The sequence below is a fragment of the Ruegeria sp. YKSE079 genome, assembly GCF_059612845.1.
Window position 1 is genome coordinate 52,657 of sequence record NZ_JBXWRJ010000022.1, and the last position, 23,702, is coordinate 76,358.

Here is a 23,702-nt window from a genome sequence, read left to right on the forward strand (position 1 = left end):
CCTGCTCATCGGGCAGTTGTGGTGCCGGATTCCATCACGAAATCCAGATTTCGGAACCTGTTTAGGGTGAAATCCGCCATCAACGGGTGAGGCTCACCCCGAGAGACGAGATGCGCCAATGTCAGCCCCCCGGCGGGAATGGCCTTGTATCCACCCCACCATCCGGCGGTAATGAAAAGCCCTTCGATTTCCGTCTTGGACATGATCGGAGAGGCGTCATGAGCGATGTCCAGGTGACCACCCCATTGCCGCATCAACTTGAGTTTCTTGAACGACGGGAACAGCGACAACATCGCTGTCACCGTGTCTTCGAACACATGTTGCTTGATGTCCCGTCGAAAGCTCTGCCCCATATCGGGCGCGCCGCCGATCACCATCTCTCCCTTGTCGGACTGGCTGAAATAGAAGCCACTATCAGGGCAGTTGACGATCACGTCGACCAGCGGCTTGACCGGCTCCGAGACAAAGGCTGTCAGGTTTATGGTGCGCAAAGGCAGTTTCAATCCGGCAGTTTCGGTGATTGTTGTCGTGTGACCTGACACGGCCACCACTACCTTGGGCGCCGCCACTGTGCCACGGGTGGTCTCGACCCCTTCGATACGACCGCCCGCACCGCGTATCAGTGACAGAACAGCAGTTTGTTGATGTATTTCAACCCCCAACGCATCCGCACCGCGAGCGTAGCCCCACGCCACCGCATCGTGCCGATTGACCGCGGCATCCGTATGCACCATCCCGCCGATCACCGGCAAACGTGCATCTGGGCCGCCCCCGGTCAGTGCCGGTATGCGGCGGCGCAATTCCTCTGTCGAGATCTGCTGATAGGTGGATCCATAGATGTCCATAGTCAGTTGCCGACGACGCAGCTCACGCATTTTGGGGTAGGTCTGAACGACATCGACCATGGTGCGCTTGGAGTGCATCATGTTGAAATTCAACTCTTTTGTGAGCCCTTCGTACATCTCTACCGACTTGACATAGAAGGGAATCGATGCGTCTCGCATGTAGTTTGAGCGGATCGTGACCGTGTTGCGGGCAATGTTGCCGCCGCCCAGCCAGTCTCGTTCCAGAACGGCTACGTTGGTGATTCCGTACTCCTTGGCGAGGTAGTAAGCGGTGGCCAAACCATGGCCGCCGGCGCCTATGATTATGATATCATAGGAAGATTTCAGCGGCGGAGAGCGCCAGGCGCGGTGCCAGTTTCGGTGGCCGGTCATCGCGTTTCGGGCGAGAGAGAAGATCGAATACTTTTGCATGATAATAAGAATATTTACCTTGACTAATATTTCGTCAAGAAGTTTTTACTTGAGATCAAGCCAATGTTATATCAGCAATGCGTTGCTTTTATTGGATCTTTTTGATTGAGTACTTGCACCACGGCTCGAGAGGACGGACAATTTGGCCGAGTGCAATTCAGAGGAGGCGTCCATCCTCGGCCTGGATGGTGCCGGACCGGTTTCTTTCGGAATTGTCCGAAATGTACATGTTCATCACCCCCGATTGTTCGAATTGTACTTTTGTCTGCCTGTCCTAAATTTTCTCTTTGCGAAAAATTTTGACTTTCAGTAAATTCGCCACAAGCGTGCCAAGCCATGGAGACCATCATGCAAAATGACCTGATCGGCAGTGAACAATTCATTCGCAACAGCTGGTACGTCGCCGGGCGCAGCGCGGATTTTGGACGCACGCTGACGGCGGCAAAGCTGCTGGGCGACGCCGTCGTGATCTTTCGCGGCGAACAGGGCGAACCAATCGCACTGGAGGATGCCTGCCCACACCGGAAACTGCCACTGTCGCGCGGGCGGATCGAGGGCAGCGCGGTGGTTTGTGGCTATCACGGGCTGACCTTCGATTGCACGGGCGCCTGCGTCGCCGCCCCGACACAGGAGGATTCCATCCCCAAACGCGCCACGGTCCGGTCCTACCCTGTCGAGGACCGGTGGGGGTTCCTGTGGATCTGGATGGGCGATGCCGACAAGGCCGACCCCGACACGATCATCGACATCCCCAATTTCGACAATCCACAATGGGGACGCACCCCGCTGGGCGCGATGTCGATGGCCTGCAACTATCTCTACATCACCGACAACCTGCTTGATCCCAGCCATGTCGCCTGGGTGCACGTGACCTCGTTTGCCGGGGCGGGTACCGACAACCGGCCGCTGGAGATGGAAGAAAGCGAAGACCATGTCACGATCTTCCGCTGGATTTCGAACGAGCCGCCCGCGCCCTATTACAAGCCCCTGCTTGGATTTGGCCCCAACTGCGACCGCAAGCAGCACTATGAATGCCGCTTGCCGTCCATCGCGATCAACAAGTCGATCTATGCCCCCGCCGGAACCGGTGGCCAGGACAAGACTCTGCCGCCCGAGACCTTCATGAACATCTCCTACAATTTCATCACGCCGGTGGATGAGGAGAACTCGCTCTATTTCTGGTTCCAGCACCGCAACCAGCACGCCGGCGACGAAAGCATCGACAAGCACATGTTCGAAGGCGCCATCATGGCCTTTACCGAAGACAAGGAGGTGCTGGAGGAAGTTCAGACCGGCATGGCAAATCGCAAGACGCCCTATCTCAACCTTGGGCTTGACGCGGGCGCCATGCGCTTTCGCCAAAAAATCGCCCGCCGCGCCAAGGAAGAACAATCCGCGCCTGTCGCCGCAAAATGACATGGCTTGCCGCTGGCGAACCGAGCCTTCTTGATACGGGGCCGGGCCAACCTTAGATTGGGCGGGCTGAAACGCGAACAGAAGCAGAGGCGGCGGTGGCGTCAGGATCTGAGATAGACGTGGAAATCGGGCGCACGCTGAACCGGCTGCGAACCGAAAGATCGCTGACCGTTACCCAACTGGCGGCCAAGGCAAACCTGTCCACCGCGATGATCTCGCGGATCGAAAACGGTCATGTCTCGCCCTCGCTCTCTTCGATGCATGCCTTGGCTGACGCCTTGTCGGTATCGCTGATGGCCCTGTTTTCCCACAGCAACAGCGCGGCGGATGTCCATCATGTGAAGGCCGGGCAAGGCCTGCCCTCGCGCCGCCTGACGCCCGATCACGCCCATGACTATCTGATGCTGGGCAAGCATAGCGGGCCAAGCGGTATTTTTCAGGCCTCGCGCATACGGATATTGCGGGAGAATTCGGGCACATTGCCCAGCTACCAGCATGAGGGCTATGTCTTTATCTACATGATCGAGGGCGAGGCGACTTATGGCTGCGGCGAGGAACAGTTCGAAATGTCGGCGGGAGATACGTTGAGTTTCGACGCCAAGCTGCCACACGGGTTCAAGAAAATCCGCTCGCCAGCGATCGAGTTCATCACCACCTCGACCCGACCGGCCTGATCAGCGACACCGGCGGGACTGAAAAGGCTAGTGACCCAGAAGCTGGCTGAGGAACAGTTGCGCGCGGTCGCTTTGAGGATTGCCGAAGAACGCCTCGGGCTCGGCCACTTCGATGATCTCGCCCTCGTCCATGAACACAACCCGGTCGGCCACCTTGCGGGCAAAGCCCATCTCATGGGTCACGACGACCATGGTCATTCCCTCTTCGGCCAGTTCGATCATGACGTCGAGCACCCCTGCGATCATCTCGGGGTCCAGCGCCGAGGTCGGTTCGTCGAACAGCATCACCTTGGGTTTCATGCACAGCGATCTGGCGATGGCGACCCGCTGTTGCTGACCGCCTGACAGCTGCGCGGGATATTTATCGGCCTGCGCCGCGATATGGACCCGGTCAAGATAGTGCATGGCCAGTTCGGTTGCTTCCTTGCGGGACATGCCGCGATTTCGGACCGGCCCGAGGGTCAGGTTGTCGACGATGGTCATGTGCGGGAACAGGTTGAAGCTTTGGAACACCATGCCGACCTCGCGCCGGATGTGTTCGATGCTTTTCATGTCGGGCGTCACCTCGACGCCATCAACGTGGATCGTTCCCTTCTGGTGCGCCTCAAGCTGGTTGATGCAGCGGATCATGGTTGATTTGCCCGATCCGGACGGGCCGCAAACCACGACTTTTTCGCCCTCGTGCACGGTCAGGTTGATGTCGAAGAGCGCGTTGAAATCGCCATACCATTTGCACATGCCGGTGATTTCGACCAGCGGTTTGCCGGGTGAGGATTGCTGCATCGGAAACTCCTATCGGCGACTGCGGGCGGCGCGGCGTTCAAGCCAGGCGAACAGAACCGCGAAACTGTAGCACAGGACGAAATACATGCCGCCCACCAGTATCCATGTCTCGAAGACCTTGGTGGTGGTCGCGGCGACTTCGGTGGCGAGAAAGGTCAGCTCCTGGATCGAGATGAGCGATACGATGGCGCTGTCCTTGATCAGGGTGATGAACTGCCCGGCCAGAGGCGGCAGGATCTTGCGGATCGCCTGTGGCAGGATCACGTCGCGCAGGACGTTGGTGCGCGACAGGCCGATGGCGCGGGCGGCCTCCCACTGGCCCTTGGGTACGGACTGGATGCCGGCGCGCACGATCTCGGTCACGTAGGCGCCTTCGAACATCGCCAGACACAGGAGGCCGGCAAGGAAGTTGGACAACAGGCGCGGGTCGCCGAACAGGAAGCGAAAGACGGGGTTGTCGACCATGCCGCCATCGGGATTGATGTCTTCCAGCCCCAGCGCGGGGAAGAGCTGACTGGAGATGAAGAAGAAGAAGATGAAGATGAATACCACCGGCGGGATGTTCCGGATCAGTTCGACATAGCAGCGGCTGATGATCCGCAGGGTGAGGTTCTCGCTGGTGCGCCAATAGCCCATCACGATGCCGATCACGGTGGCCAGAACGGTGGCCCAGACGGCAAGGCGCAGCGTGGTGAACAGCCCGGTCAGCAGCAGGTTTCCGACCCAGCGGCCGGTATCGGCGTCATAGCGGACCAGAAACCCCAGGACCCGCGACCAGTCCCAGTTATAGACGAGAACGTCATTCACCCGGTAGCCAGCATAGGCCACAAGACCAAGCACCAGCGCAAACAGCGCGTAGTCGACCGGCGTCAGGCGTTTGCGGGGCGGGGCCGGAGGCGGCGCGTTTCGGTCCATCATGCTATCCCGAAGGGCCGGAGGCGCGGGGCGCCTCCGGGGAGTGGCGTTACTGGCTTTCGGCGACCATGTCTTTCCAGGCCGACTGATCCTTGAACCAGTAGTCATGGGTTTCCTTCAGCCAGCCGTTGGAGGTGTTCACCACGATCCAGTTCGAGAAGAAGTTCAGCGCGTCGCTGTCGCCCTTGCGAAGGGCAAAGGCCTCGTCACCCTTGCTCAGGTTCTCGCCGTCATTGGCGACGAATACCTTGTCGGGATGCGCTTCGGACCAGAAGAGCGGCTTGGGCGCGGAGGAGATCATCGCATGGGCGTTGCCGTTCACGACTTCCTGGAAGGCCTGGGCATCGTCGTCAAAACGGCGCAGGTTGGCCTTGGGAAACTGCTTCTGCGCCAGGTTGCAGGGGGTGGCGCCACGGCGGCAGGCAATGGTCACCGAAGTGTCGTTGTAATCCTCAAGCGTGGTGAAGCCGCCCGCGAGTTCCTTGTTCGCGGCCATCTGCTGGCCGGAATGCGCGTAGGGCGTGGTGAAATTGACCGTCAGGTTGCGCTGCGGCGTGATCGACATGCCGCCGATGATGATATCGAACTTCTTGGCGATCAGGGCGGGGATGATACCGCTCCATGCCGTGGGAACAAACTCGACCTCGACGCCCATGTCTTCGGCCACTTTCTTGGCGACGTCGATCTCGAACCCGATCAGGTTGCCTTCCTTGTCGCGCATGGCCCAGGGCACGAATGTGGCCATGCCGACCTTGAGCTTGCCGCGCTTCTGAATCTCGATCAGGACACTTTCCTGTTCTTCCGCCGCGACCGACGTGGACGAGACGCCAAAGCTGGTTGCGGCAATTGCTGCCGCTGCGAGCAGGCCTTTGACTGGTTTCATGAATTTCATTGGTGTTACCTCCGATGTTGCGTTTGGCATCCTGTTTTCAGGATTTATCGTTTGTCCTTGTTGAGAGATCGTTCGAACAGGCTTACGCCGATCGACAAAGTCAGGGTCACTGCCAGATAGATGCCTGCGACGATGAACCAGACCTCGAACGCCATGAATGTGTCGGCGATCAGGTTCAGGCCCGCCGTGGTCAGTTCCGCAACCGCGATGACGCTGACGATGGCCGAATGCTTGATCAGTGAAATGATCAGGCCCGTGAGTGGCGGCAGGATCAGCGGCAGCGATTGCGGAATGATGATGAAACGGTATTTGTCGACGATGTTCAGCCCGATTGCGTCGGCGCCTTCGTACTGGCCCTTGTCGACCCCCAGGATACCGCCCCGAATGATTTCGGCGGCAAAGGACCCTTCGAAGAAGGCCAGACACAGTACTCCGGCCCAAAACCGGTCAATGCCGAAGATCGGGGCCAGCACGAAGTAAAACAGAAACAGTTGAACCAGAAGCGGCGTGTTACGGATTGCTTCGAGATAGGTGGTGGCAATGACCCGGCCCGAGATCGAATCAGACAGGCGCGCAAAGGCGGTGACAAAACCGATCAGGACCGCGAATACCCCGGCGATCGAGGCCAGTTTGAGGGTTTGGATCAGGCCGCGAACCAGCGGACCCCAGATGAGTTCACCATCGACGACGCGATAGAAGAATGGCTGTACCCGGTACCATTGCCAGTTGTAGTCCATCGCGTCGGCGCCCCGCCAGATCAGGAAACCGACAACGGCGAACACCAGAACCGCCTGCCCGATCTGCCACAGAGTGCGAGTGAGTTCGGCCATGTTCAGTTCGGTCTTTTCGCGTCGCCGTCTGTCGCGGGGCGTTGCCGCCCATACGCGTCCCGCCATAGCTTCTCCTCGCCTTGCGGCATAAAACATGCCTCTGAAGTATCAATTTCAATCCATAGCTCTGTCAACATATTTCGGGCAATGGTTTGCAAAAATGCTATGCATTGATAAATCAATTGTGTCAGCGCCGGATATTGAGGAAGTAGATATACCATGAAGATCACGTTCAGACAGGTAGATGCTTTTCGAACCGTCGTGTCCACCGGCACCGTAACCGAAGCGGCATCGATGCTGAGGATTTCCCAGCCCGCGGTCAGCCGATTGATTTCGGACCTGGAAGCCGAGGTCGGGTTTGCCTTGTTCCAACGGTCAGGCCGGGTTCTGGTACCGACCGAAGAAGCCCGCCTGCTGGTTGACGAAGTGCGTCAGGCCGTCAGTGGAATGGAGCACATAAAAGAGGCGGCAACCGCAATCGGCAAGTTTGGTCATGCAAGGTTAAGCCTGGCCGTCACGCCGGGCGTGTCGTCACAGCTTGCCCCGGATTTGATCAGTAAATTCGCCAGAGCGCGCCCCGAGGCGATGGCCCGGATGGAAATCGCATCAAGTGATGACGCGGTCGAATGGATGGTGTCCCAGAATTATGATTTCGGCATCACCACGATGGAACCCGCCAATCCGTCATTTGAAAGCATGGTGATCAAGGACAATGACGTGTACTGCGTACTGCCCAAGAACCACCGGCTTGCCGACAAGACCATCGTTCAGGCCCGCGATCTGGCTGGCGAAAGCTTTATCTCGTACATGCCGTCCTCACGTTTCCGGTTCGAGATCGACCAGTTTTTCGAAGCCAAGGGGATTGAGCGCAGGATGCAGTACGAGACCCGGACGACCGACGTGATCTGTCGTCTGGTTGCCCGGGGGATGGGCGTTTCGGTTGTCGGATCAAGCGGCGAGTATCTGAAGAGCTTTACAGATTGCGTGGCGCTGCCTTTTGCGGCGCCACTCAATTTCCGGGCCGTACTGTTCTGGTCGAAGAACAAGCCGGTTTCCGCCGTTGGCGAAACCTTTCTGGATGTTGCCCGCGCGAGCCTTACGGACGCCGGTTGAGCGCCCGCCGGAAGGTATCGCGCGCGCCGGCACTGTGGATATAGTCGTAGTCGCGCGGATAGGGATCGCCCGCGACAATATCCAGCGCGACAAATTGCGGGCCGGATTGGGCCAGTATGCCGGGCAGCGCGCTGTCCAACCGATCCAGGGTATCGATCTGACATGATCCGGCATAGCCCGCGGCACGCGCCATTGCGTGAAAATCGACCTTGTCAGCGCCGGGCAAGGGGTGTGCGCCGTTGACCTCGTAGACCCGGTTCACCGACAGGAAGTGATACAGGTTGCCGACCCCGGCATTGGCGATGGTCACCAGAGACCCGAGATTCATCAGCAGGCTACCGTCACCGTCGAGCACGATCACCCGGCGGTCGGGATTGGCCAGCGCCAGACCCAGCCCGTGCGAAGACGCCTGCCCCATCGCGCCCACGGCCACATAGTTCAGGTCGCGCGGGTTGAGCGCCAGCCAGTCGAAACAGGTCTGGTAGACGGCGACAACGATATCATCGTCGCGCACATGCGGGATCAGGGCTTTCAATGCGTGATCGCGGCGCAGGGTCATGATACCTCCGGGGGACGGCCAATCAGGAAGATATGCGGGCGCGACGCGGCATAGGCGGCGTCGATCGCCAGAGGGATATGGTCGATATCCTCGGGGTTTTCGATCAGCGAATGCGACAGGTTCATCGCGTCGAGCACCGGGCGGATGATCCGGACCCCGAAAGAGCCCGAGAGGTCGGGAGGCAGGTGCGGCTCTTTTCCCTGCAGCCCCACCATCATCACGACGGGCAGTTCGTAATCGACGCCGATGGCCCGGATGGCGTTCAGGGAATCCATCAGCCCGGTCTGTTGCATCATCAGCAGGGCGCGGGTGCCGTTATAGGACATGGCGCCACAGATGCTGACGCCCTCGTCCTCCTTGCAGATGCGGGTGAGGCGGAAATCGGGGTCGCGCGAGATCGGCCAGAGCAGGCCGTCGCTGGTGACGATATCCGGCAGGGCCACGATTTCGCGCACGCCGGACACCTTGAGCCTGGCAATGATCTGGGCGCCCGAAGGATAGGCGACCGGGGGCGCATCGGGAGTGATGGCGACGCCGGACCCCATCAGTCCGCACCGCTCAGAAACAGCGCGATGGCATCGCGCGCGGCCTCGATCTCGTGCGCGTGGCCAATGCTGATGCGGATGTAGTCCCGATAGGCGGGCGAGGCGAAACGGCGAATGGCGATGCCCCGCCGCCGCAGGCACCGGTCACAGGCTGCGGCGGACCGGCCTGGATCGGGAAACTGTGTCAGGATGAAATTGGCCTGGCTTGGCACCACCGGCAGGCCGAGGTCGGTCAACTCGGCTGTCAGCCAGTCGCGCCCGCGTCGGTTGGCAGTGCGGACGAATTCCGTGTGCGCCCGATCCTCGAGCGCTGCGACCGCTGCGGCGACCGAGGGCGAGGCGACCGGGAAAGTCAATGCGATGCGGCGCACCGAGTCGATCACATCATCGGGGGCGTAGATCCACCCGACCCGCGCACCCGCGAGCCCGAAGATCTTGGAAAAAGTCCGGCACATGACCACGTTTCCGGCCCCTTCCACCAGCTTGTGCGCGGGTTCGAAATCGGGGGCGTCCACGTATTCTTCGTAGGCGCTGTCGATGACCAGCAGGCAGGTGTCGGGCACCGCCGCATGCAGCCGCCGCAGCTCTGCCCCGCTCAGGTAGGTGCCGGCGGGGTTTTCCGGGTTGGCAACATAGACGATGCGGGTCCGGTCGGTGATCGCTGCGATCATCGCATCAACCGACGGCTTGAAATGGTCGTCCGGCACCGAGATCACCTCGGCATCGTTGGCATGCGCGTAATTCGGCACCTTGAGATAGCCGTTGGCGCTGCGGATCAGTTCGGTTCCCGGCCCCAGATACGCGCGCGCCAGCCGTGCCAACAGATCATCCGAACCCTGACCGATGGCGATCCGCGCCGGGTCCAGGCCGAAATGCGCGGCAATTGCGGGAGCCAGGACATGGTCCGGATCTTCCAGATAACGCTCGATCCCGGTGACTGCGGCGCGCGCTGCGGCATGCGCATGCGGGCTGGCTCCGAACACGCTTTCGTTCGAATTCAGAAGTATCGACGCGGGCGGTACAGGTTCGGATGGAGCACCGATCATGTGCGCCTTGATTCTCTCAATTCCGGCCTTGGCGCGGGCAACAGTCATCGAGGTCTCCGTTTCAAGATTTTCTTGCATCACATGATTACAGCATTTTTACAATTCACTTGCAAAAAAATTATGCTAGAAGAATGCAGGTTATCGTTATCGGATGTATCTGGAATGCGTTTGCACGATTTGGACAGCAGGCTGAAATCGACCATCGACCTGGAAAAGCCGGGTTTTCAGTCGGGCGATCTGATGCTGCGCTGGTCGGACAACACCAACCCTCTGGGGTATCATCCGATCCCGATCATGAGCTTCAAAGGCGGCACGGGACCAACAGTTCTGATCGTTGGCGGCACCCATGGGGACGAGTTCGAAGGGCCGGCCGCAATCATGCGACTGGCGGAGGTGCTGGATGCGGTGCAGTTGAATGGTCAGGTTCTGCTGGTTCCAGCGCTGAACGCCCCTGCCCTGGCCGCGTCGACGCGGGTTTCGCCTTTGGATGGCGGCAATCTGAACCGCGCCTTTCCCGGCGACCGGGATGGCGGCCCGACCGAGATGATCGCGGATTTCATCGAACGGGTTCTGATACCCCGGTGCGACGCGGTGATCGATCTGCATTCGGGCGGCAAGGCGTCTGTCTTTGCCACCTGCACGCTGGCCGGACCGTATCAAGACCCGGAATTGACGGAGCGTAGCCGGAAGTTGGCGCAGTGCTTCGGCCTGCCCTTGGTATGGGTGCTGGGCGAGCACAATGACGACCGCTCGGTCAACGCGGCGGCGGCGCGCGCCGGTGTACCGATGATCGCGGCGGAACTGGGTGGCGGCGGCGGCGCCGATCCGCATATCACCGACCAGACCGAAGCCGGTTTGCGCAACTGCCTGATCCATCTGGGCCTGCTGCCGGGGAAACTGCGCGAACCGCCCCTGCCCCGTCATGTTCATATCGCCTCTCCGCTGCATTCGGTCTTTGCCCCGTCGGACGGGCTGTTCGATCGCCTTGTGAGCGCGGGCGAAACGGTTGAGGCAGGTCAACTGGCCGGAACCCTGCGATTCCCGCTGGAACCTGCGCGAGACCCCATACCACTGCCCTTTCCCGAAGCTGGCTTTGTTCTGGCGCATGGCAACCGGGGGATGGTGCGCCGGGGTGAAATGCTGGCGCTGGTGGCGCAAGACCTGCCCGCAACCGGGGGAGGCTGAATGCGCATATACGCTCCGTTCATAGATGGCCGCTCGCTCGACTGGTCGGGGCCGGTACTGGACAGTACCGACCCCGCAACCGGTCAGGTCTGGAGCCGGGTTGCCAGATGCCGCGCGGTCGAGGCCGACCTTGCCGTGCGGGCGGCGGACCGGGCCTTTCGAACCGGGCACTGGGCCGGGGCGGATACCGGGGACAGGGCGCGAATGCTGGAGCAACTGGCTGATGTGCTGGAGGCCCGCTGGGAAGAGCTGGTCGAGCCGGAAATCCGCGACAATGGCAAACGCATCACCGAAGTGCGCGCGCAATTCGCCGGGCTGCACAGCTGGTATCGCCATTTCGCCGCTGAGGCGCGCAACTTGGGACCGGAGCGTCAGAATAACGCGGTCGCGGGGGTCGAGAGCACCGGCTATCACCTGCCTTATGGCGTGGTGGTCGCCATCACCCCCTGGAATTCACCGTTGATGATCCTTGCGTGGAAGCTGGCCCCGGCGTTGGCGGCGGGCAATACCGTAGTGGTCAAACCGTCAGAGATGGCTTCGGCCTCGACACTTGAATTTGCCCGTATGGCACACGAAGCAGGGCTGCCAGGCGGTGTGCTGAACGTGGTGACCGGTCTTGGGCACGAGGTGGGTGAGGCGCTTGTGCGCCATCCGTTGACACGAAAAGTCACGTTTACCGGTTCGGATCTGGGCGGCCGCAAGGTGGCCGAAGCGGCGTCGGCCGGGGTTGTACCCACAACGCTGGAGCTGGGCGGCAAGTCGGCCCAGGTGGTTTTCGCCGATGCCGATATCGAAAACGCGGTGAACGGGGTTCTGTCCGGCATCTTTCTGTCCAATGGTCAGACCTGTGTCGCCGGATCGCGGCTGATTGTCGAAGCCCCGATTGCCAAGCGGTTTGTTGACCGCTTGCTAAAGCGCGCGCAGGCGCTGCGGATGGGCGACCCGATGGACCCGGGTACGCAGGTCGCGCCGCTGGCCAACGAGCCGCACCTGCGCAAGGTGCGCTCGATGATCGTGCAGGCGAAGGATGACGGCGCCACGTGCCTGCTGGACGGATTGGCAACGGCGCGGGGGCGGGAGGGATTTTATGTCGGACCCACGATTTTCGCCGATGTCGCGCCGCATATGCAGCTGTGGCGCGACGAGGTGTTCGGGCCGGTTCTGGCTGTGACCACATTCGAAAGCGAAGCAGAGGCCATCGCGCTGGCCAATGACAGCGATTATGGCCTGGCGGGCGGGGTCTGGACCTCGGACTCAGACCGGGCCGCGCGGGTGGCGGCATCCATCGAAGCGGGCACCGTTTACGTCAACCATTACCGCAGCGTCGATCCGTCCAGCCCCATCGGCGGAATGAAGCTGTCCGGGTATGGGCGCGAGCTGGGCCCGGAGGCAATCAAGGATTTCCTGCAGGTCAAGTCGGTCTGGACCGGCAACGCGCCGGTACCAGACCCGTTCCCCTGACCCAAAACGGACCGAACGAAGTAACGGAGGACCCCATGATCGATCTTTTTCAGGCGCCCGAGGGCAATTTTCGCGGTCACGATCAGCAATCGGTCTGGGGTCAGGCGCATGACCCGGAGCTGACCGAGGTCGGCCCCGGCACGCCATGCGGTGAATACCTGCGCCGGTTCTGGATGCCGGTGGCGATGACCGACCAGATCGGCGATTTGCCTTATCGCATCCGCATTCTGGGCGAGGATCTGGTGCTGTTTCGGGAGAAGAAAGAGGGTCGGCTGGGCTGTACCCATCTGCATTGCTGTCACCGCAACATGAGCCTGGAATTCGGGATTGTCGAAGAGGGCGGCATCCGCTGTTCCTATCATGGGTGGAAATACGGGCTGGATGGCACGGTTCTGGAAACGCCCTGTGAACCGCCCGCCTCTCAGGTCAGGAAAAAGGCCTGTCTGGGGGCCTATCCGGTGATCGAATACAAGGGGCTGGCGTTTCTTTATATGGGGCCAAGCGCCGAGCGCCCGCCTTTCCCCGTCATGGACACCTTTGACGACGAGGGGGACGAGCTGGTGCCCTATCTGATCAAGTCGCCCTGCAACTGGCTGCAGGTGATGGAAAACGCCTGGGATCCGTTCCACGTCGTTTACCTGCATACCAAGGCCGCCCGCGTGCAGTTTCACGAGGCGTTCGCCCATATGCCGATGATCGAGTTCCACGACAGCCAGACCGGCGATTTCTATACCAATGTGCGGCGCGACGGCGATTTCATCTGGGTGCGGGTGCATGATCACATGCTGCCCAGCTTTACCCAGAATGGCGGGCATTTTCCGATCCCCGACCGGTCGCGCTATTTCGGGCGTGGCGGGCTGACCCGCTGGATCACGCCGATTGACGACACCAACACCATGGTCATCGCCTGGCGGCATTTCCGCGAGGACCGGTTCAACGACGATCCGCGCGGCATGACCAACCGTGACGAGGTGGGTTACGGCAAGACCGATTTCTATGGTCAGGGGCCGGACCGGCCCTATGAGATGCGCCAGCGCGATCCGGGCGATTATGACGCCTGGGTCAGCCAGGGGCCGATCAACGTGCATGCGCGCGAGAACCTCAGCTTTACCGACCGCGGCGTGGCCAAGGCGCGGCGCATGGTGCGCAACGCCATCCGGGCGCTGCAAAAGGGCGAGAGGCCGCCGCAACCCACCGACAATTTCGACGCGGTGATCCCGACCTATGCCGGCGATACGGTGCTGAAAATTCCGCTGCAGGAGGGCCGCGACGACGGCGCGCTGCAAAAGGAGGTTAGTTTCAAGGTGGCCGAGATCCTGAAATCCGGCGACCATCTGCAAGGCAAAGCGCGCCGGGATTTCATCGAAAACGCGCTGAGGGACTATGAGGCGGGCTGGGCATGAGCACACGTATCCCGCACAATCCCGGCCGGGTCGACTGGTCGGGGGAAAACCCCGGTATCTATCTCAAGCAGAACCCGGATCAGGATCACTATGATACGCTGGCGCTGTTCTTTCGGGTGGTTCTGTCGCCCTATGGGCGGGGCCATGCGGCCATCGTTCTGGGCGCCCCGGACGAGGCGCGCGGCTGGCCCCATGCACCGAACCTGATCATGACCGACAATCAGCGCATGATGCGCTGGATCGTCGATGGCTGGGTGACAAGAATGCCGACCTTTGTCGGCAAGGCCGGGCTGGATGCCATGAGCTGGCTGGATTGTGACAGCGTCGAAAAGCGCCCCGGCGATCTGAAAGGCAGGTATTCCGAAACCCTGCGCGGGTCTGGCGTCACGCTGGAGATGATCTGGCGCGACATGGGGCCGCCGCTGCCGGTCGAAGTCACCAAGGAGAACTCGGCCACCAAGGCGCATGAGATGTATTCGGTGTTTTTGGAGGCGCGGGCAGCCGAGGTCCGGATCAACGGCACTCCCCTGCCCGGTCAGGTGGCCAGCCGTCAGTTCTTTGGCCGCACCATGTCGACCGCGTTCCTCGCCTTTTCCGAAACCTGGGTCACGCCAAAGGAGGACATCCGATGCCGCTGAACGAACCGATTACTCCGGGCGTGGTTGACTGGACCGGTGAAAATCCGGGCATCCTGCTGAAAGACGACGACGGCAATTTCAGCGCCATGGCGCTGTTTTTCCGGGTGGCGTGGTCACCGGTCGGTCAGGGACAGGTGCTGTTGCTTTATGGCACGCCGGATCAGGTCGAGGGGGCGGCCGATGCGCCCAATGTCATCCTCAGCGACAATCCAGAGCTGACCGCGTTCCTGAAGAAAAACTTCATCAGCAAGCTGGCGGCCTTTGCAAACGCGCCCGCCTTTGCCACCCTGCCCGAGATCGGCGCGCAGGTGGTGCGCAGTTCGGGCGATCCGATGGGCCACCGCTATACCGAGACAATTGCCGGAGAAAACCTGGTGGTGGAGCTTGTCTGGGAAGGGTTTGAACCGCCGCGCGCGCTTGAACTGTCGCCGCATGAGGTGGCCTCGGGCGAGCAGAATATGTTCTCGCTGCTGGTGCCCGCCCATTCGGCGCAGATCATCGTCAATGGCCGCGCGCTGCCCGGCAAGCTGGGCACACGGGTTCAGGCCGGGTACGAAACGACCACCGCGTTCCTGTATTTCTCGGAAACATGGATCATTCCTCCGGAGGGGGCGTGATGCTGCATCCTGCCGATCAGCTTGCATTCGACAAGGCGATGGTGACCCAGCCGGTCTGGAACCGGTTCAACACCGCTGCCGATGCGGTCAAATTGCCGGACAACGTGCTGCTGCATGCCGGCCCGGCCTTTGCCAGCCCCGATCAGATCGCCGCGCCGATTCTGAACTCGGCCTGCGTCGCCTCCGTTTGGGAAGGGTTGGCGCGGGATTTCGATCAGGCGGAGGCGATGATCCTGGCGGGCGAGATTGTGCTGGAACCGGCGCAGGACCATGATGTCGTCACCCCGCTGGCGGCGGTGGTTTCGGCGCATATGCCGCTGCACACCATCTATGACGCCTGGCGCGGACAGCAACGAGTGTTCACGCCGATCAACGCCGGGTCGCGCCCGGCCATGCGGTTGGGACTGCGGTCCGAGGCGGTGCTGGCGCATATCCGCTGGCTCAACACACGGTTTCTGGAGGTTCTGGAAAACGGACTGGCCGAAGGCATCGCGCTGGTGCCGCTGGCCGTGATCGGGCTGATGGGTGGAGACGACTGCCACGGGCGAACCCCGGTTGCCACCGCTGCGCTGGTGGCCGAGCTGAAGGACCGCACACCGAACGGCATTGCAGACGAAGATTCCCTGGAGTTCATGGCCGGTTCGCCATCGCTGTTCCTGAACCTGTGGATGGCGGCGACCAAGATCATGATGAAACTGGCCGAAGGAATCGAGGGATCGAGCTTTGTCACGGCCGCGGGCGGCAACGGGCGCGACGTGGGTATTCAGATATCGGGGTTGCCGGGGCAATGGTTTACGGTTCCGGCCACCCCACCCAAGGGCCGGTTCGATGTCGATTTGCCCGAGGATCGCGCCCTGGGAGCGATCGGCGACAGCGCCGTGGTCGAGGCCTTTGGCCTGGGCGCGATGGCCATTGAATTGAGCCCCGGGCAGAAGAAAGGCTTGCAAGCCTTCCTGCCTGCAAACGCGGCGGCCCGCACATCCGGGCTGTCGGTTGGCGCACATCCCTATTTCAGCGCGCTTGATCTGCGGCTGGGCACCACCGCGCGCGGTGCGGTCGCACAGGGGGCGGGGCCGGTGATCGGGCTTGGCATCCTTGATCGGCTGGGCGAAGCGGGGCGTCTGGGAGGTGGCATTTATGACATGCCGGTCGACCCCTTTGCCGCCGCCCTGAAAGCGCTGGACGCATGAGCGAACTGAACCGGTACCGCGCCTATGAGCTTGCCGCCATGATCCGCGATGGCGAGGTCAAACCGTCAGAGGTTATGGCGGCGCACCTGGACCGGATCGGTTCGCGGGAACCCGTGATCGGGGCATTCCAAAGCCTCGATGCGGAGCGCGCCATGGAGCGGGCACTCGCCGCCGACACTCTCCCCGTCGGCGGGCCGCTTCATGGCGTGCCCTTTGCCATCAAGGACATCATTGACACAAGGGACATGCCGACCGGATGGGGCAGCGATCTGTACGCCGACCGCCGCCCCGAGCAGAACGCCGCCTGTGTTGACGCGTTTCTGGAGGCCGGGGCGATCCCGCTCGGCAAGACGGTGACCACCGAGTTCGCCTATTTTCGCCCCGGCAAGACAGCAAATCCCGCCAACCCGGCGCATACGCCCGGCGGGTCTTCGTCGGGTTCGGCCGCGGCGGTTGCCGATTTCATGGCGCCGGTGGCCTTCGGTTCGCAAACGGCGGCCTCGCTGATCCGGCCCGCGACCTATTGCGGTGTCTGCGGATTCAAGCCGACGGCGGGGCGGTTCGATCTGCGCGGTGTGATGGGTCTGTCGCACAGCCTGGATACGCTTGGAGTTCTTTCACGCGATCCTCGCGATCTGGTGCTGGCCGACAGCGTTCTTCGAGGTGCCGAGCTGCCTCCGGTTCCGGCTTTCGATGAAGGTTTGCCAAGGATCAGCCTGATGCGTGGACCACATTGGCAGGACGGATCGATCGAAATGCGCGACGTCTGCACAAGGGCGTTGGCCGCCATCGCCGGGACCGGTGCGGAAACGGGTGAGATTGCTCATCCCGCTGTTTTTGAAGGTCTGGTCTGGGCGCATATCGTTGTCATGGGCTATGAGACCGCCCGGCAGCGGGCGCGGGAATACGAGATCGGCGAGCCGGGAATAAGCCCGCAATTCCACGCCCTGATCGAGGCGGGACACCGGGTCGACGAAGCGCAGTACCACGCAGCGCTGGACCTGCGGGATCGGGCAAATGCGATTTTTGATCAGTTGTTTATGGATGTGGACGCGATGTTGGTTCCTTCGGCGCCCGGTCCCGCGCCCAAGGGTCTGGCGGCGACCGGCGATCCGCTGTTCTCGCGCATGTGGGCGTTGTTGCAGGTGCCCTCGGTTGCGCTGCCGTTCGGGACCGATCCGCAAGGCTTGCCGTTGGGCATACAACTGATCGCCTCGCGCGGACATGACGACCGTTTGCTTGACATTGCACAATGGGTGCATGGCGTGCTGCAACAGTCTTGTTGAAGCTTCTCGATCCGGACCGAAGGGCTGCTGTTTCGCGCGTTCAACCGTGGCACGGGTGAGCGAGATCCACACCTGATCTTGTCATCACAGGGTGGTCAGGTCATCGAAGTTTGCGATGACCCAGTTATCAAGCGTTCTGACCACACTGGCCAGCGAATGCCCAAGCGGTGTCAAACGATAGTCCACGCGAGGTGGCACTTCTCCGTAATCGTGGCGCGCGACCAGATTGTATTTCTCCAGCCGTTTGAGTGTCTGCGTCAGCATCTTCTGAGACAGGCCCTCGATCTCTCGCATGAGTTCCGAATTCCGTTTTGGCCCGTCGATAAGCAACGGAATGACAAGCAGCGACCACTTATCGCCAATCACCGCGATGATTTTCCGGGACGGGCACAGCGCGATATATGGGTCGGGTCTGATATCAAGCATTTGTGACCTTTCGACAGGAACCAGAAGGTGCGTACTTTATCATTGGTTCTTATCATAATATCGTCTCTCACATGTGATGCAACAACAAGATTCACTCGAAATCGGAAACCCTGTGGACCGGCCAGGTTGCTGACGGACCCGCTGCTGGCGCGCAGGGCAGTTGAATAGAAAGGAAAACCGATATGGTAAACGTCACGCGAAGAATGGTTCTGGGAACTGCGGCGGTCGCCGCGACTGCCGCGACCATGCCGGGCATGGTCGCGGCCAAGGCGCCAAAGGCATCCGGTCAAGCACCGGGATTTTACCGCAGAAAAGTGGGGGACGCCCAGGTCACCGCATTGCTGGATGGCTACATCGACGTTGCCCACGGGTTTTGGACCAACATCGAACAGGCAACAGTCGAAGACCTGGCCGCCGCTGCGGGTTTGCCGGCATCGGGAGCGATCCGAATTGGTGTCACCTCATACCTCATCAATCAGGGAGATCGCCTGACATTGGTGGACACCGGGTCTGCAGACTATTTCGGCCCAACGGCCGGGCAGTTTCTGACAACGCTGGCGGCGGCTGGATACACTCCGGATCAAATAGATACGATCCTTATCACGCACATGCATCCTGACCACATAGGTTCAATGCTGTCCAACGGCGCTGCGGTGTTTCCGAATGCCGAAATCCATATCTGCGGAACAGAGTTCGACTATTGGACGTCAAGCAGCGAACAATCAGCCGCACCGGACTTTGCCAAGCCCTGGTTCGACGCGGCAAAGGGCGTGAAGGCAGCTTATGATGGCCGGATCAAACTGTTCACCGGTTCCCCCGAAGTCATACCTGGCATTACCGCGGTGCCTTTGGTCGGGCACACGCCGGGTCATACCGGATACCGGTTGTCCTCGGCTGGAGAAGACCTGTTGATCTGGGGCGATGCCTGTGGTGTGGCCTCGGTTCAGTTTCAGCATCCCGAAGCGGGTCTTGCCTTTGATGTCGATGGGGCAACGGGCAAGGCGACCCGCGCCTCACTTCTGGACATGGCAGCCGGCGAGGGCGTTTTGGTCGCTTCGGCCCACTTGCCTTTCCCAAGCTTTGGCCGTGTTCTTCGCTCGGGTTCGGCATACGCATGGCAGCCTGACGAGTACCGGTTCGAGGTTTGATCTGATCCAACACGCCAAGGCCAGTCGTTGGGTTGCCATGGGCGTGTAGAAAGAGGCAGCCAGCATTCACTTGCTGGTTGCCATAGGGCATTTCTGCGACAGGCAGAGCCGGATGAACCCCAGGATTTCACAATGCACGACTATCGCCTGGAAGCCATTTCCAAAGACATTGGCATATCCAGAACCCGACGGCTGACAAGAAAACCAGAGCGGATCAATTCCGGGTGAAAGCCATCATTGCTTGGCAAACATATCATCTGCATGCGCGCTAAGGAGGCTTTCGAGGAACGCATTGAGACGACGACCCTTGGATGCGCTGCGCCGGACGATCGCGGACATCTGCGAGACGAAACGGGTTCCCTTGCACGGGATCTCGCGCGCCAGCCCGGCCTCGATGAATGGATAGGCCGTGTGGGTTGGCAGAAACCCGAGATAGCGTCCTGACAGAACAAGAAGGGCAAGCGCTTCTTCATTTTGGACGAATGCGGATTTTCTCAACTTGAGTTTCTGGTGCACCGACATGTTCGGTGAGTTGAAGCTCAACCCGGCAAACGAAAATGCTCTTAACGATTTCAGTTCGAACTCTTCGCGCGGATCGTCAAACAGCTCGTGCCCCTTTCCACAATAAAGACGCATGTCTTCCTGATAGAGGTTCGCATAGTTGAGCATCGGCGATTGCCGGTGCAAAGGAACGATTCCCAGATTGAAGCGCCCGTTGATAACACCCTCTTCGATGATGTTAGGGGGTTCCATGGATATATCGAGCGTCACACCCGGCGCCCTGCTTCTGAACAAGCGAATGGCCCCAAAGACGTTTGCGCCCGGGTTCGTCGAGGAGTGATCGAAGATCGCGATCTTGAGCTTTCCGGTCAGAGCAGTGTGCGCTTCGTCGATCTGTTCTTGAAACTTGTCGATCGCAGCGAACAGGTCTTCGGCAGCGTCCAGAACATGCTGCCCGTCGGATGTCAGGGAAAAACCTGCCGGCCCCCTGTGGCAAAGCTTGAGGTTCAGACGCGTTTCCAGATCGGAAATATGCTTGCTGATGGTCGAGCGGCCGATGTTCAGCTCGAACTCGGCCGCGGTGAACCCACCGCATGCAACGACCGTGCGAAAAACCTCCAACAGCCGGATGTCTACGTTCGCCACGCGCGATATGATCGATTTTCGCGAGATAAAAGGTTTCCTGTTTATCAAACTTTGCTTCGATTACTTTGTATTACCTGAACGGTAATTGCAAATTATATGTTTTCCATTGGATTTCGGCGCGCGGCATTGCTGTGTCTGTCGCCTGATCCAGCAAGACAAAAAGTCCAACTCCGGAGGAGACTTTATGACACTCATCAAAAACCTGTCATCGTTTGCGATTGCTGCATCAGTTGCGGCTTTTGCTCTTACGGCCCCCGCTCAGGCCAAAAACTTCAAAATCGCGGTGGGCGACAGCGGCGGATCAAGCCAGGAAGCCACGGGTCTGGCATTCAAGGCGAAACTTGAGGAATTGTCCGGCGGCAATCATACCGCAACACTGTTTCTGAACGGCCAGCTGGGCTCGGAACAGGACACCGTGAACGAGGCTGCGATCGGCACGCTGGACATGTCGCTGTTGGCGATCAACAACGTGACACCGTTTTCGCCCTCTGTGGGCGTGTTCACGCTGCCTTACGTCATTCTCAGCCTGGAAGACGCCGAAACGCTGACCCAGGGCCCAATCGGTCAGGAGCTGACCGAAAACACCATCAATGACGCAGGCGTGCGCATCATTGCCTGGACCTATACCGGCTTCCGCCGGCTGACCAATTCGAAAAAGCCGGTCAAGTCGGTTGCCGACCTCGAAGGCCTGGTCATTCGCGTCCCCAAGAACGAGATCATGATCGACACCTACAAAGCCTGGGGCATCAGCCCGACGCCGATGGCATGGTCGGAAACTTTTGCAGGTCTCCAGACCAAGGTTGTGGATGGTCAGGACAACCCCTACACCACCATCAACGCGATGAAGTTCTACGAGGTGCAAAAGTACGTCACGAACATCCGCTACATCTTCTCGATTGAACCGCTGATCATTTCCGAGCAGGTCTTTCAGGATCTGTCGGCCGAAGATCAGGAAATCATCCTTGAGGCTGGCAAAGCGGCAACCGCGGCATCGGCCCAGTTCCTGCGCGACAAGGAAGCCGAGATCAAGCAGATCCTGCTCGACAAGGGAATGCAGATCGATGATCCGGAAAACAACGAGCAGGAATTCATCGACCTAGCGACCGCTGCCGTTTGGCCGAAGTTCTATGAAAGCATCGGCGGCGTCGAAAAGCTGAACGCGGTGCTGGCCGCGATCGGTCGCGACCCCGTCTCGGAATAATATCGCTCAACAATAACAAACGGCATGCGCTGAACCGGCGCATGCCGCACTGACAGCGAGGGGCCCATGAAAAACTTCTGGGGTGTTTTAGACAATATCGAAAGTTATCTTTGCCGGTTCCTGCTGGCAGTGTTCGTGTGTCTGCTGTTCCTTCAGGTCGTGGTGAGAACGTTGTTCAACTTCTCATTCTCCTGGGTGGAAGAGCTTTCGGTTTATATGTTCGTGTGGTTCGTGTTCTTCGGAGCCAGCTATGCGGCCAAGATGGGCGCCCACAACCGGGTGACCTTTCAGTTCAAGTTCCTTCCGCCTCGCGCAATCAAGTTCATCGAGGCATTCGCCGATCTGTTCTGGATCTGCTTCAATGTCTATTTCGTCTATCTGGCGCTGGATTTCATCTTCAACCGGATGAACAAGTTCCAGTCCTCACAGACCCTCGGGTTCCACCTGAGCTGGGTATATATCGTTCTGCCGATCGCGTTCACCCTGATGACAATCCGCATCATCCAGGTGAACTACAAAAAGATCGTCCTGGATGAGGACCTTCGCGATCCCGACGCAATCGATCTGGAAGAAGTACGCGCCGAATTCGGCGGCGACGCAGCGCACGCTGCAAGCGAGGAGGACAAGTGATGGGCGTGGAAATCGTTTATATCCTGTTTGGCGGCTTCCTGCTGCTTTTGTTCATTGGCGCGCCGATCACGGTGGCGCTTGGCGTTTCGACGATGATCACGTTTCTCATCCTCGATGAGAATCCGATCAAATTCGTGCAGATCGCGTTCACCTCTGTCGGGTCTTTCCCGTTGATGGCCTTGCCCGCCTTTATTCTGGCCGGAGCCTTGATGGAGGCATCAGGCCTGTCCCGGCGGTTGATTTCCGTGGCCGAAAGCTTTGCCGGTCCGTTCACCGGTGGCATGTCTGCCGCAACGGTGTTTGCCTGCCTGTTCTTCGGCGCAATCTCGGGTTCTGGCCCGGCAACGACCGCTGCGGTCGGTATGCTGATGATCCCGGCCATGATCGACCGCAAGTATGACCGGGATTACGCGTCTGCGATCACCGCGTCATCCGGGGGTCTTGGTATCGTCATTCCACCATCGATTCCGCTGATCATCTTCGGCATTGCCGCCCTTGGCATGCCCGCGCCTCCGGAGGCCGTGGCCGAGCATGGTACATTCCAGACGGTTTCCATCCCGAAACTGTTCATCGCAGGATTCTTCCCCGCCTTTCTGATCGCCGGCAGCCTGTTAATCATGAACTACATCCTGGCCAAGAAGAACGGTTACAAGGGAACCACCGAAGGCTGGTCCGCGCGCCACATCTGGTGTGAAATGTACCGCGGTTTCTGGGCGCTGATGGCACCTGTCGTGATCCTTGGCGGTATCTATTCGGGTTTCTTCACCCCGACAGAAGCCGCAATCGTCGCGATCTTTTACACTCTGGTGGTGGGTACGTTCATCTATCGGGAATTGTCGTGGCACAAGCTTTTCACGTCACTTGAAACGACAACCTGGCTGACAGGCCGTGTGTTGTTGATCATGTTCACGGCGACGGTCTTTGGGCGGTTGCTGGTCGAAAATCAAATTCCGGCCATCATCGCGCAGGGGATGCTGTCGGTCACCGACAATATCTATGTGATCTGGACCCTCGTGATCCTGTTCCTGCTGTTCGTCGGAATGTTCATGGAAACGCTGGCCACGATCCTGATCCTTGTACCGGTCATGCTGCCGGTTGCCTACAGCGTTGGCATCGATCCGATCCACTTCGGAGTTGTCATGGTCTGTACCCTGGGTATCGGCTTTCAGACGCCACCATTGGGAGAAAACCTGTTCATCGCGTCGGGGATATCCAACATTTCCATCGAGCGGATATCAGTGGCTGCGCTGCCGTTTGCCTTCATCAACACTGTGGCAATCTTCATCATCGCGTTTTTCCCTGAAATCTCGCTTTGGTTGCCTCGGGCGTTCGGATACTGAGC

General features: G+C 59.9%; 24 protein-coding genes. 14 read left to right on the top strand and 10 right to left on the bottom strand.

The features are described 5' to 3' along the window. Positions 1 to 5: 5 nt before the first annotated feature. Positions 6 to 1,256: an FAD-dependent oxidoreductase gene (locus AC2FMY_RS18045; RefSeq protein WP_496807844.1), complete on the bottom strand. Its 1,251-nt coding sequence runs from the start codon at positions 1,254 to 1,256 to the stop codon at positions 6 to 8. A gap of 348 nt (positions 1,257 to 1,604) precedes the next feature. Between AC2FMY_RS18045 and AC2FMY_RS18050 the strand changes: the two genes are divergently transcribed. Beyond that, complete coding sequence (locus AC2FMY_RS18050; RefSeq protein ID WP_496748506.1) at positions 1,605 to 2,672, top strand: aromatic ring-hydroxylating dioxygenase subunit alpha; 1,068 nt, start codon at positions 1,605 to 1,607, stop codon at positions 2,670 to 2,672. A gap of 95 nt (positions 2,673 to 2,767) precedes the next feature. Then, a complete protein-coding gene (locus AC2FMY_RS18055; RefSeq protein ID WP_480751873.1) occupies positions 2,768 to 3,346 on the top strand; it encodes a helix-turn-helix domain-containing protein in 579 nt (192 codons plus the stop codon). Positions 3,347 to 3,373: 27 nt separating this feature from the next. Here AC2FMY_RS18055 and AC2FMY_RS18060 read toward each other — a convergent pair whose 3' ends face one another. From AC2FMY_RS18060 to AC2FMY_RS18075, 4 genes are read right to left on the bottom strand one after another with little or no spacing between them, the layout of a single operon-like run. After that, entirely contained in the window at positions 3,374 to 4,129 is a 756-nt protein-coding gene (locus AC2FMY_RS18060) for an amino acid ABC transporter ATP-binding protein (RefSeq protein WP_496807845.1), read from the bottom strand. 9 nt (positions 4,130 to 4,138) lie between these two features. Next, positions 4,139 to 5,044, bottom strand: a complete 906-nt coding sequence (locus AC2FMY_RS18065; RefSeq protein WP_480751869.1) for an amino acid ABC transporter permease — start codon at positions 5,042 to 5,044, stop codon at positions 4,139 to 4,141. A 49-nt stretch (positions 5,045 to 5,093) separates the two neighbouring features. Further along, the gene (locus AC2FMY_RS18070; RefSeq protein WP_480751867.1) at positions 5,094 to 5,936 is read right to left on the bottom strand and encodes a transporter substrate-binding domain-containing protein; all 843 of its coding nucleotides are present in this window, start codon (positions 5,934 to 5,936) and stop codon (positions 5,094 to 5,096) included. Positions 5,937 to 5,980: 44 nt separating this feature from the next. Beyond that, on the bottom strand, positions 5,981 to 6,832 hold the full coding sequence (locus AC2FMY_RS18075) for an amino acid ABC transporter permease (RefSeq protein ID WP_480751865.1): 852 nt from the start codon (positions 6,830 to 6,832) through the stop codon (positions 5,981 to 5,983). 153 nt (positions 6,833 to 6,985) lie between these two features. Here AC2FMY_RS18075 and AC2FMY_RS18080 point away from each other — a divergent pair, with 153 nt between their 5' ends. Further along, complete coding sequence (locus AC2FMY_RS18080) at positions 6,986 to 7,879, top strand: LysR substrate-binding domain-containing protein (protein WP_496748508.1); 894 nt, start codon at positions 6,986 to 6,988, stop codon at positions 7,877 to 7,879. Here the strand turns inward: AC2FMY_RS18080 and AC2FMY_RS18085 are convergent. Genes AC2FMY_RS18085 through AC2FMY_RS18095 form a run of 3 tightly spaced genes read right to left on the bottom strand, consistent with a single transcriptional unit; the run spans position 7,863 to position 10,107 of the window. After that, positions 7,863 to 8,438 (bottom strand): thiamine pyrophosphate-dependent enzyme, encoded by a 576-nt coding sequence (locus AC2FMY_RS18085; protein ID WP_496748509.1) that lies wholly within the window; start codon positions 8,436 to 8,438, stop codon positions 7,863 to 7,865. The two genes, AC2FMY_RS18080 and AC2FMY_RS18085, sit on opposite strands and share 17 nt — an antisense overlap. Then, on the bottom strand, positions 8,435 to 8,983 hold the full coding sequence (locus AC2FMY_RS18090; protein WP_496807846.1) for a decarboxylase: 549 nt from the start codon (positions 8,981 to 8,983) through the stop codon (positions 8,435 to 8,437). The genes AC2FMY_RS18085 and AC2FMY_RS18090 overlap by 4 nt, the downstream gene beginning before the upstream one ends. Further along, positions 8,983 to 10,107, bottom strand: a complete 1,125-nt coding sequence (locus AC2FMY_RS18095) for a pyridoxal phosphate-dependent aminotransferase (protein ID WP_496807847.1) — start codon at positions 10,105 to 10,107, stop codon at positions 8,983 to 8,985. The genes AC2FMY_RS18090 and AC2FMY_RS18095 overlap by 1 nt, the downstream gene beginning before the upstream one ends. Positions 10,108 to 10,191: 84 nt before the next feature. Here AC2FMY_RS18095 and AC2FMY_RS18100 point away from each other — a divergent pair, with 84 nt between their 5' ends. The 7 genes from AC2FMY_RS18100 to AC2FMY_RS18130 are packed head-to-tail and all read left to right on the top strand — an operon-like array spanning position 10,192 to position 17,809. Continuing rightward, entirely contained in the window at positions 10,192 to 11,214 is a 1,023-nt protein-coding gene (locus AC2FMY_RS18100) for a succinylglutamate desuccinylase/aspartoacylase family protein (protein ID WP_496807848.1), read from the top strand. Next, positions 11,215 to 12,675, top strand: coding sequence for an aldehyde dehydrogenase (locus tag AC2FMY_RS18105; protein ID WP_496747905.1), 1,461 nt, complete (start codon positions 11,215 to 11,217; stop codon positions 12,673 to 12,675). Between the two features lie 35 nt (positions 12,676 to 12,710). Further along, entirely contained in the window at positions 12,711 to 14,078 is a 1,368-nt protein-coding gene (locus AC2FMY_RS18110; RefSeq protein WP_496747904.1) for a Rieske 2Fe-2S domain-containing protein, read from the top strand. Continuing rightward, positions 14,075 to 14,716 carry a hypothetical protein gene (locus tag AC2FMY_RS18115; protein WP_496747903.1) on the top strand — a complete coding sequence of 214 codons (642 nt, stop codon included), beginning with the start codon at positions 14,075 to 14,077 and terminating at the stop codon, positions 14,714 to 14,716. Before AC2FMY_RS18110 ends, AC2FMY_RS18115 begins: the two co-directional genes overlap by 4 nt. Continuing rightward, positions 14,707 to 15,333: a hypothetical protein gene (locus tag AC2FMY_RS18120; RefSeq protein ID WP_496747901.1), complete on the top strand. Its 627-nt coding sequence runs from the start codon at positions 14,707 to 14,709 to the stop codon at positions 15,331 to 15,333. The genes AC2FMY_RS18115 and AC2FMY_RS18120 overlap by 10 nt, the downstream gene beginning before the upstream one ends. Beyond that, positions 15,333 to 16,523 carry a YlbE family protein gene (locus AC2FMY_RS18125; RefSeq protein WP_496747900.1) on the top strand — a complete coding sequence of 397 codons (1,191 nt, stop codon included), beginning with the start codon at positions 15,333 to 15,335 and terminating at the stop codon, positions 16,521 to 16,523. The genes AC2FMY_RS18120 and AC2FMY_RS18125 overlap by 1 nt, the downstream gene beginning before the upstream one ends. Continuing rightward, positions 16,520 to 17,809 (top strand): amidase, encoded by a 1,290-nt coding sequence (locus AC2FMY_RS18130; RefSeq protein WP_496747897.1) that lies wholly within the window; start codon positions 16,520 to 16,522, stop codon positions 17,807 to 17,809. The genes AC2FMY_RS18125 and AC2FMY_RS18130 overlap by 4 nt, the downstream gene beginning before the upstream one ends. Before the next feature lie 84 nt (positions 17,810 to 17,893). On the opposite strand, the gene AC2FMY_RS18135 is transcribed toward AC2FMY_RS18130, so the two are convergent. After that, entirely contained in the window at positions 17,894 to 18,235 is a 342-nt protein-coding gene (locus AC2FMY_RS18135; protein WP_496747896.1) for a winged helix-turn-helix transcriptional regulator, read from the bottom strand. A gap of 182 nt (positions 18,236 to 18,417) precedes the next feature. Here AC2FMY_RS18135 and AC2FMY_RS18140 point away from each other — a divergent pair, with 182 nt between their 5' ends. Continuing rightward, complete coding sequence (locus tag AC2FMY_RS18140) at positions 18,418 to 19,383, top strand: MBL fold metallo-hydrolase (RefSeq protein WP_480751845.1); 966 nt, start codon at positions 18,418 to 18,420, stop codon at positions 19,381 to 19,383. Positions 19,384 to 19,617: 234 nt separating this feature from the next. On the opposite strand, the gene AC2FMY_RS18145 is transcribed toward AC2FMY_RS18140, so the two are convergent. After that, complete coding sequence (locus tag AC2FMY_RS18145; protein WP_480751843.1) at positions 19,618 to 20,529, bottom strand: LysR family transcriptional regulator; 912 nt, start codon at positions 20,527 to 20,529, stop codon at positions 19,618 to 19,620. A 184-nt stretch (positions 20,530 to 20,713) separates the two neighbouring features. Between AC2FMY_RS18145 and AC2FMY_RS18150 the strand changes: the two genes are divergently transcribed. The 3 genes from AC2FMY_RS18150 (at position 20,714) to AC2FMY_RS18160 (ending at position 23,700) form a co-directional block, all read left to right on the top strand. Next, on the top strand, positions 20,714 to 21,730 hold the full coding sequence (locus AC2FMY_RS18150; RefSeq protein WP_480751841.1) for a TRAP transporter substrate-binding protein: 1,017 nt from the start codon (positions 20,714 to 20,716) through the stop codon (positions 21,728 to 21,730). 66 nt (positions 21,731 to 21,796) lie between these two features. After that, positions 21,797 to 22,360 (top strand): TRAP transporter small permease, encoded by a 564-nt coding sequence (locus tag AC2FMY_RS18155; protein ID WP_480751839.1) that lies wholly within the window; start codon positions 21,797 to 21,799, stop codon positions 22,358 to 22,360. Continuing rightward, positions 22,360 to 23,700, top strand: a complete 1,341-nt coding sequence (locus AC2FMY_RS18160) for a TRAP transporter large permease (protein ID WP_496747886.1) — start codon at positions 22,360 to 22,362, stop codon at positions 23,698 to 23,700. The genes AC2FMY_RS18155 and AC2FMY_RS18160 overlap by 1 nt, the downstream gene beginning before the upstream one ends. Positions 23,701 to 23,702 lie beyond the last annotated feature (2 nt).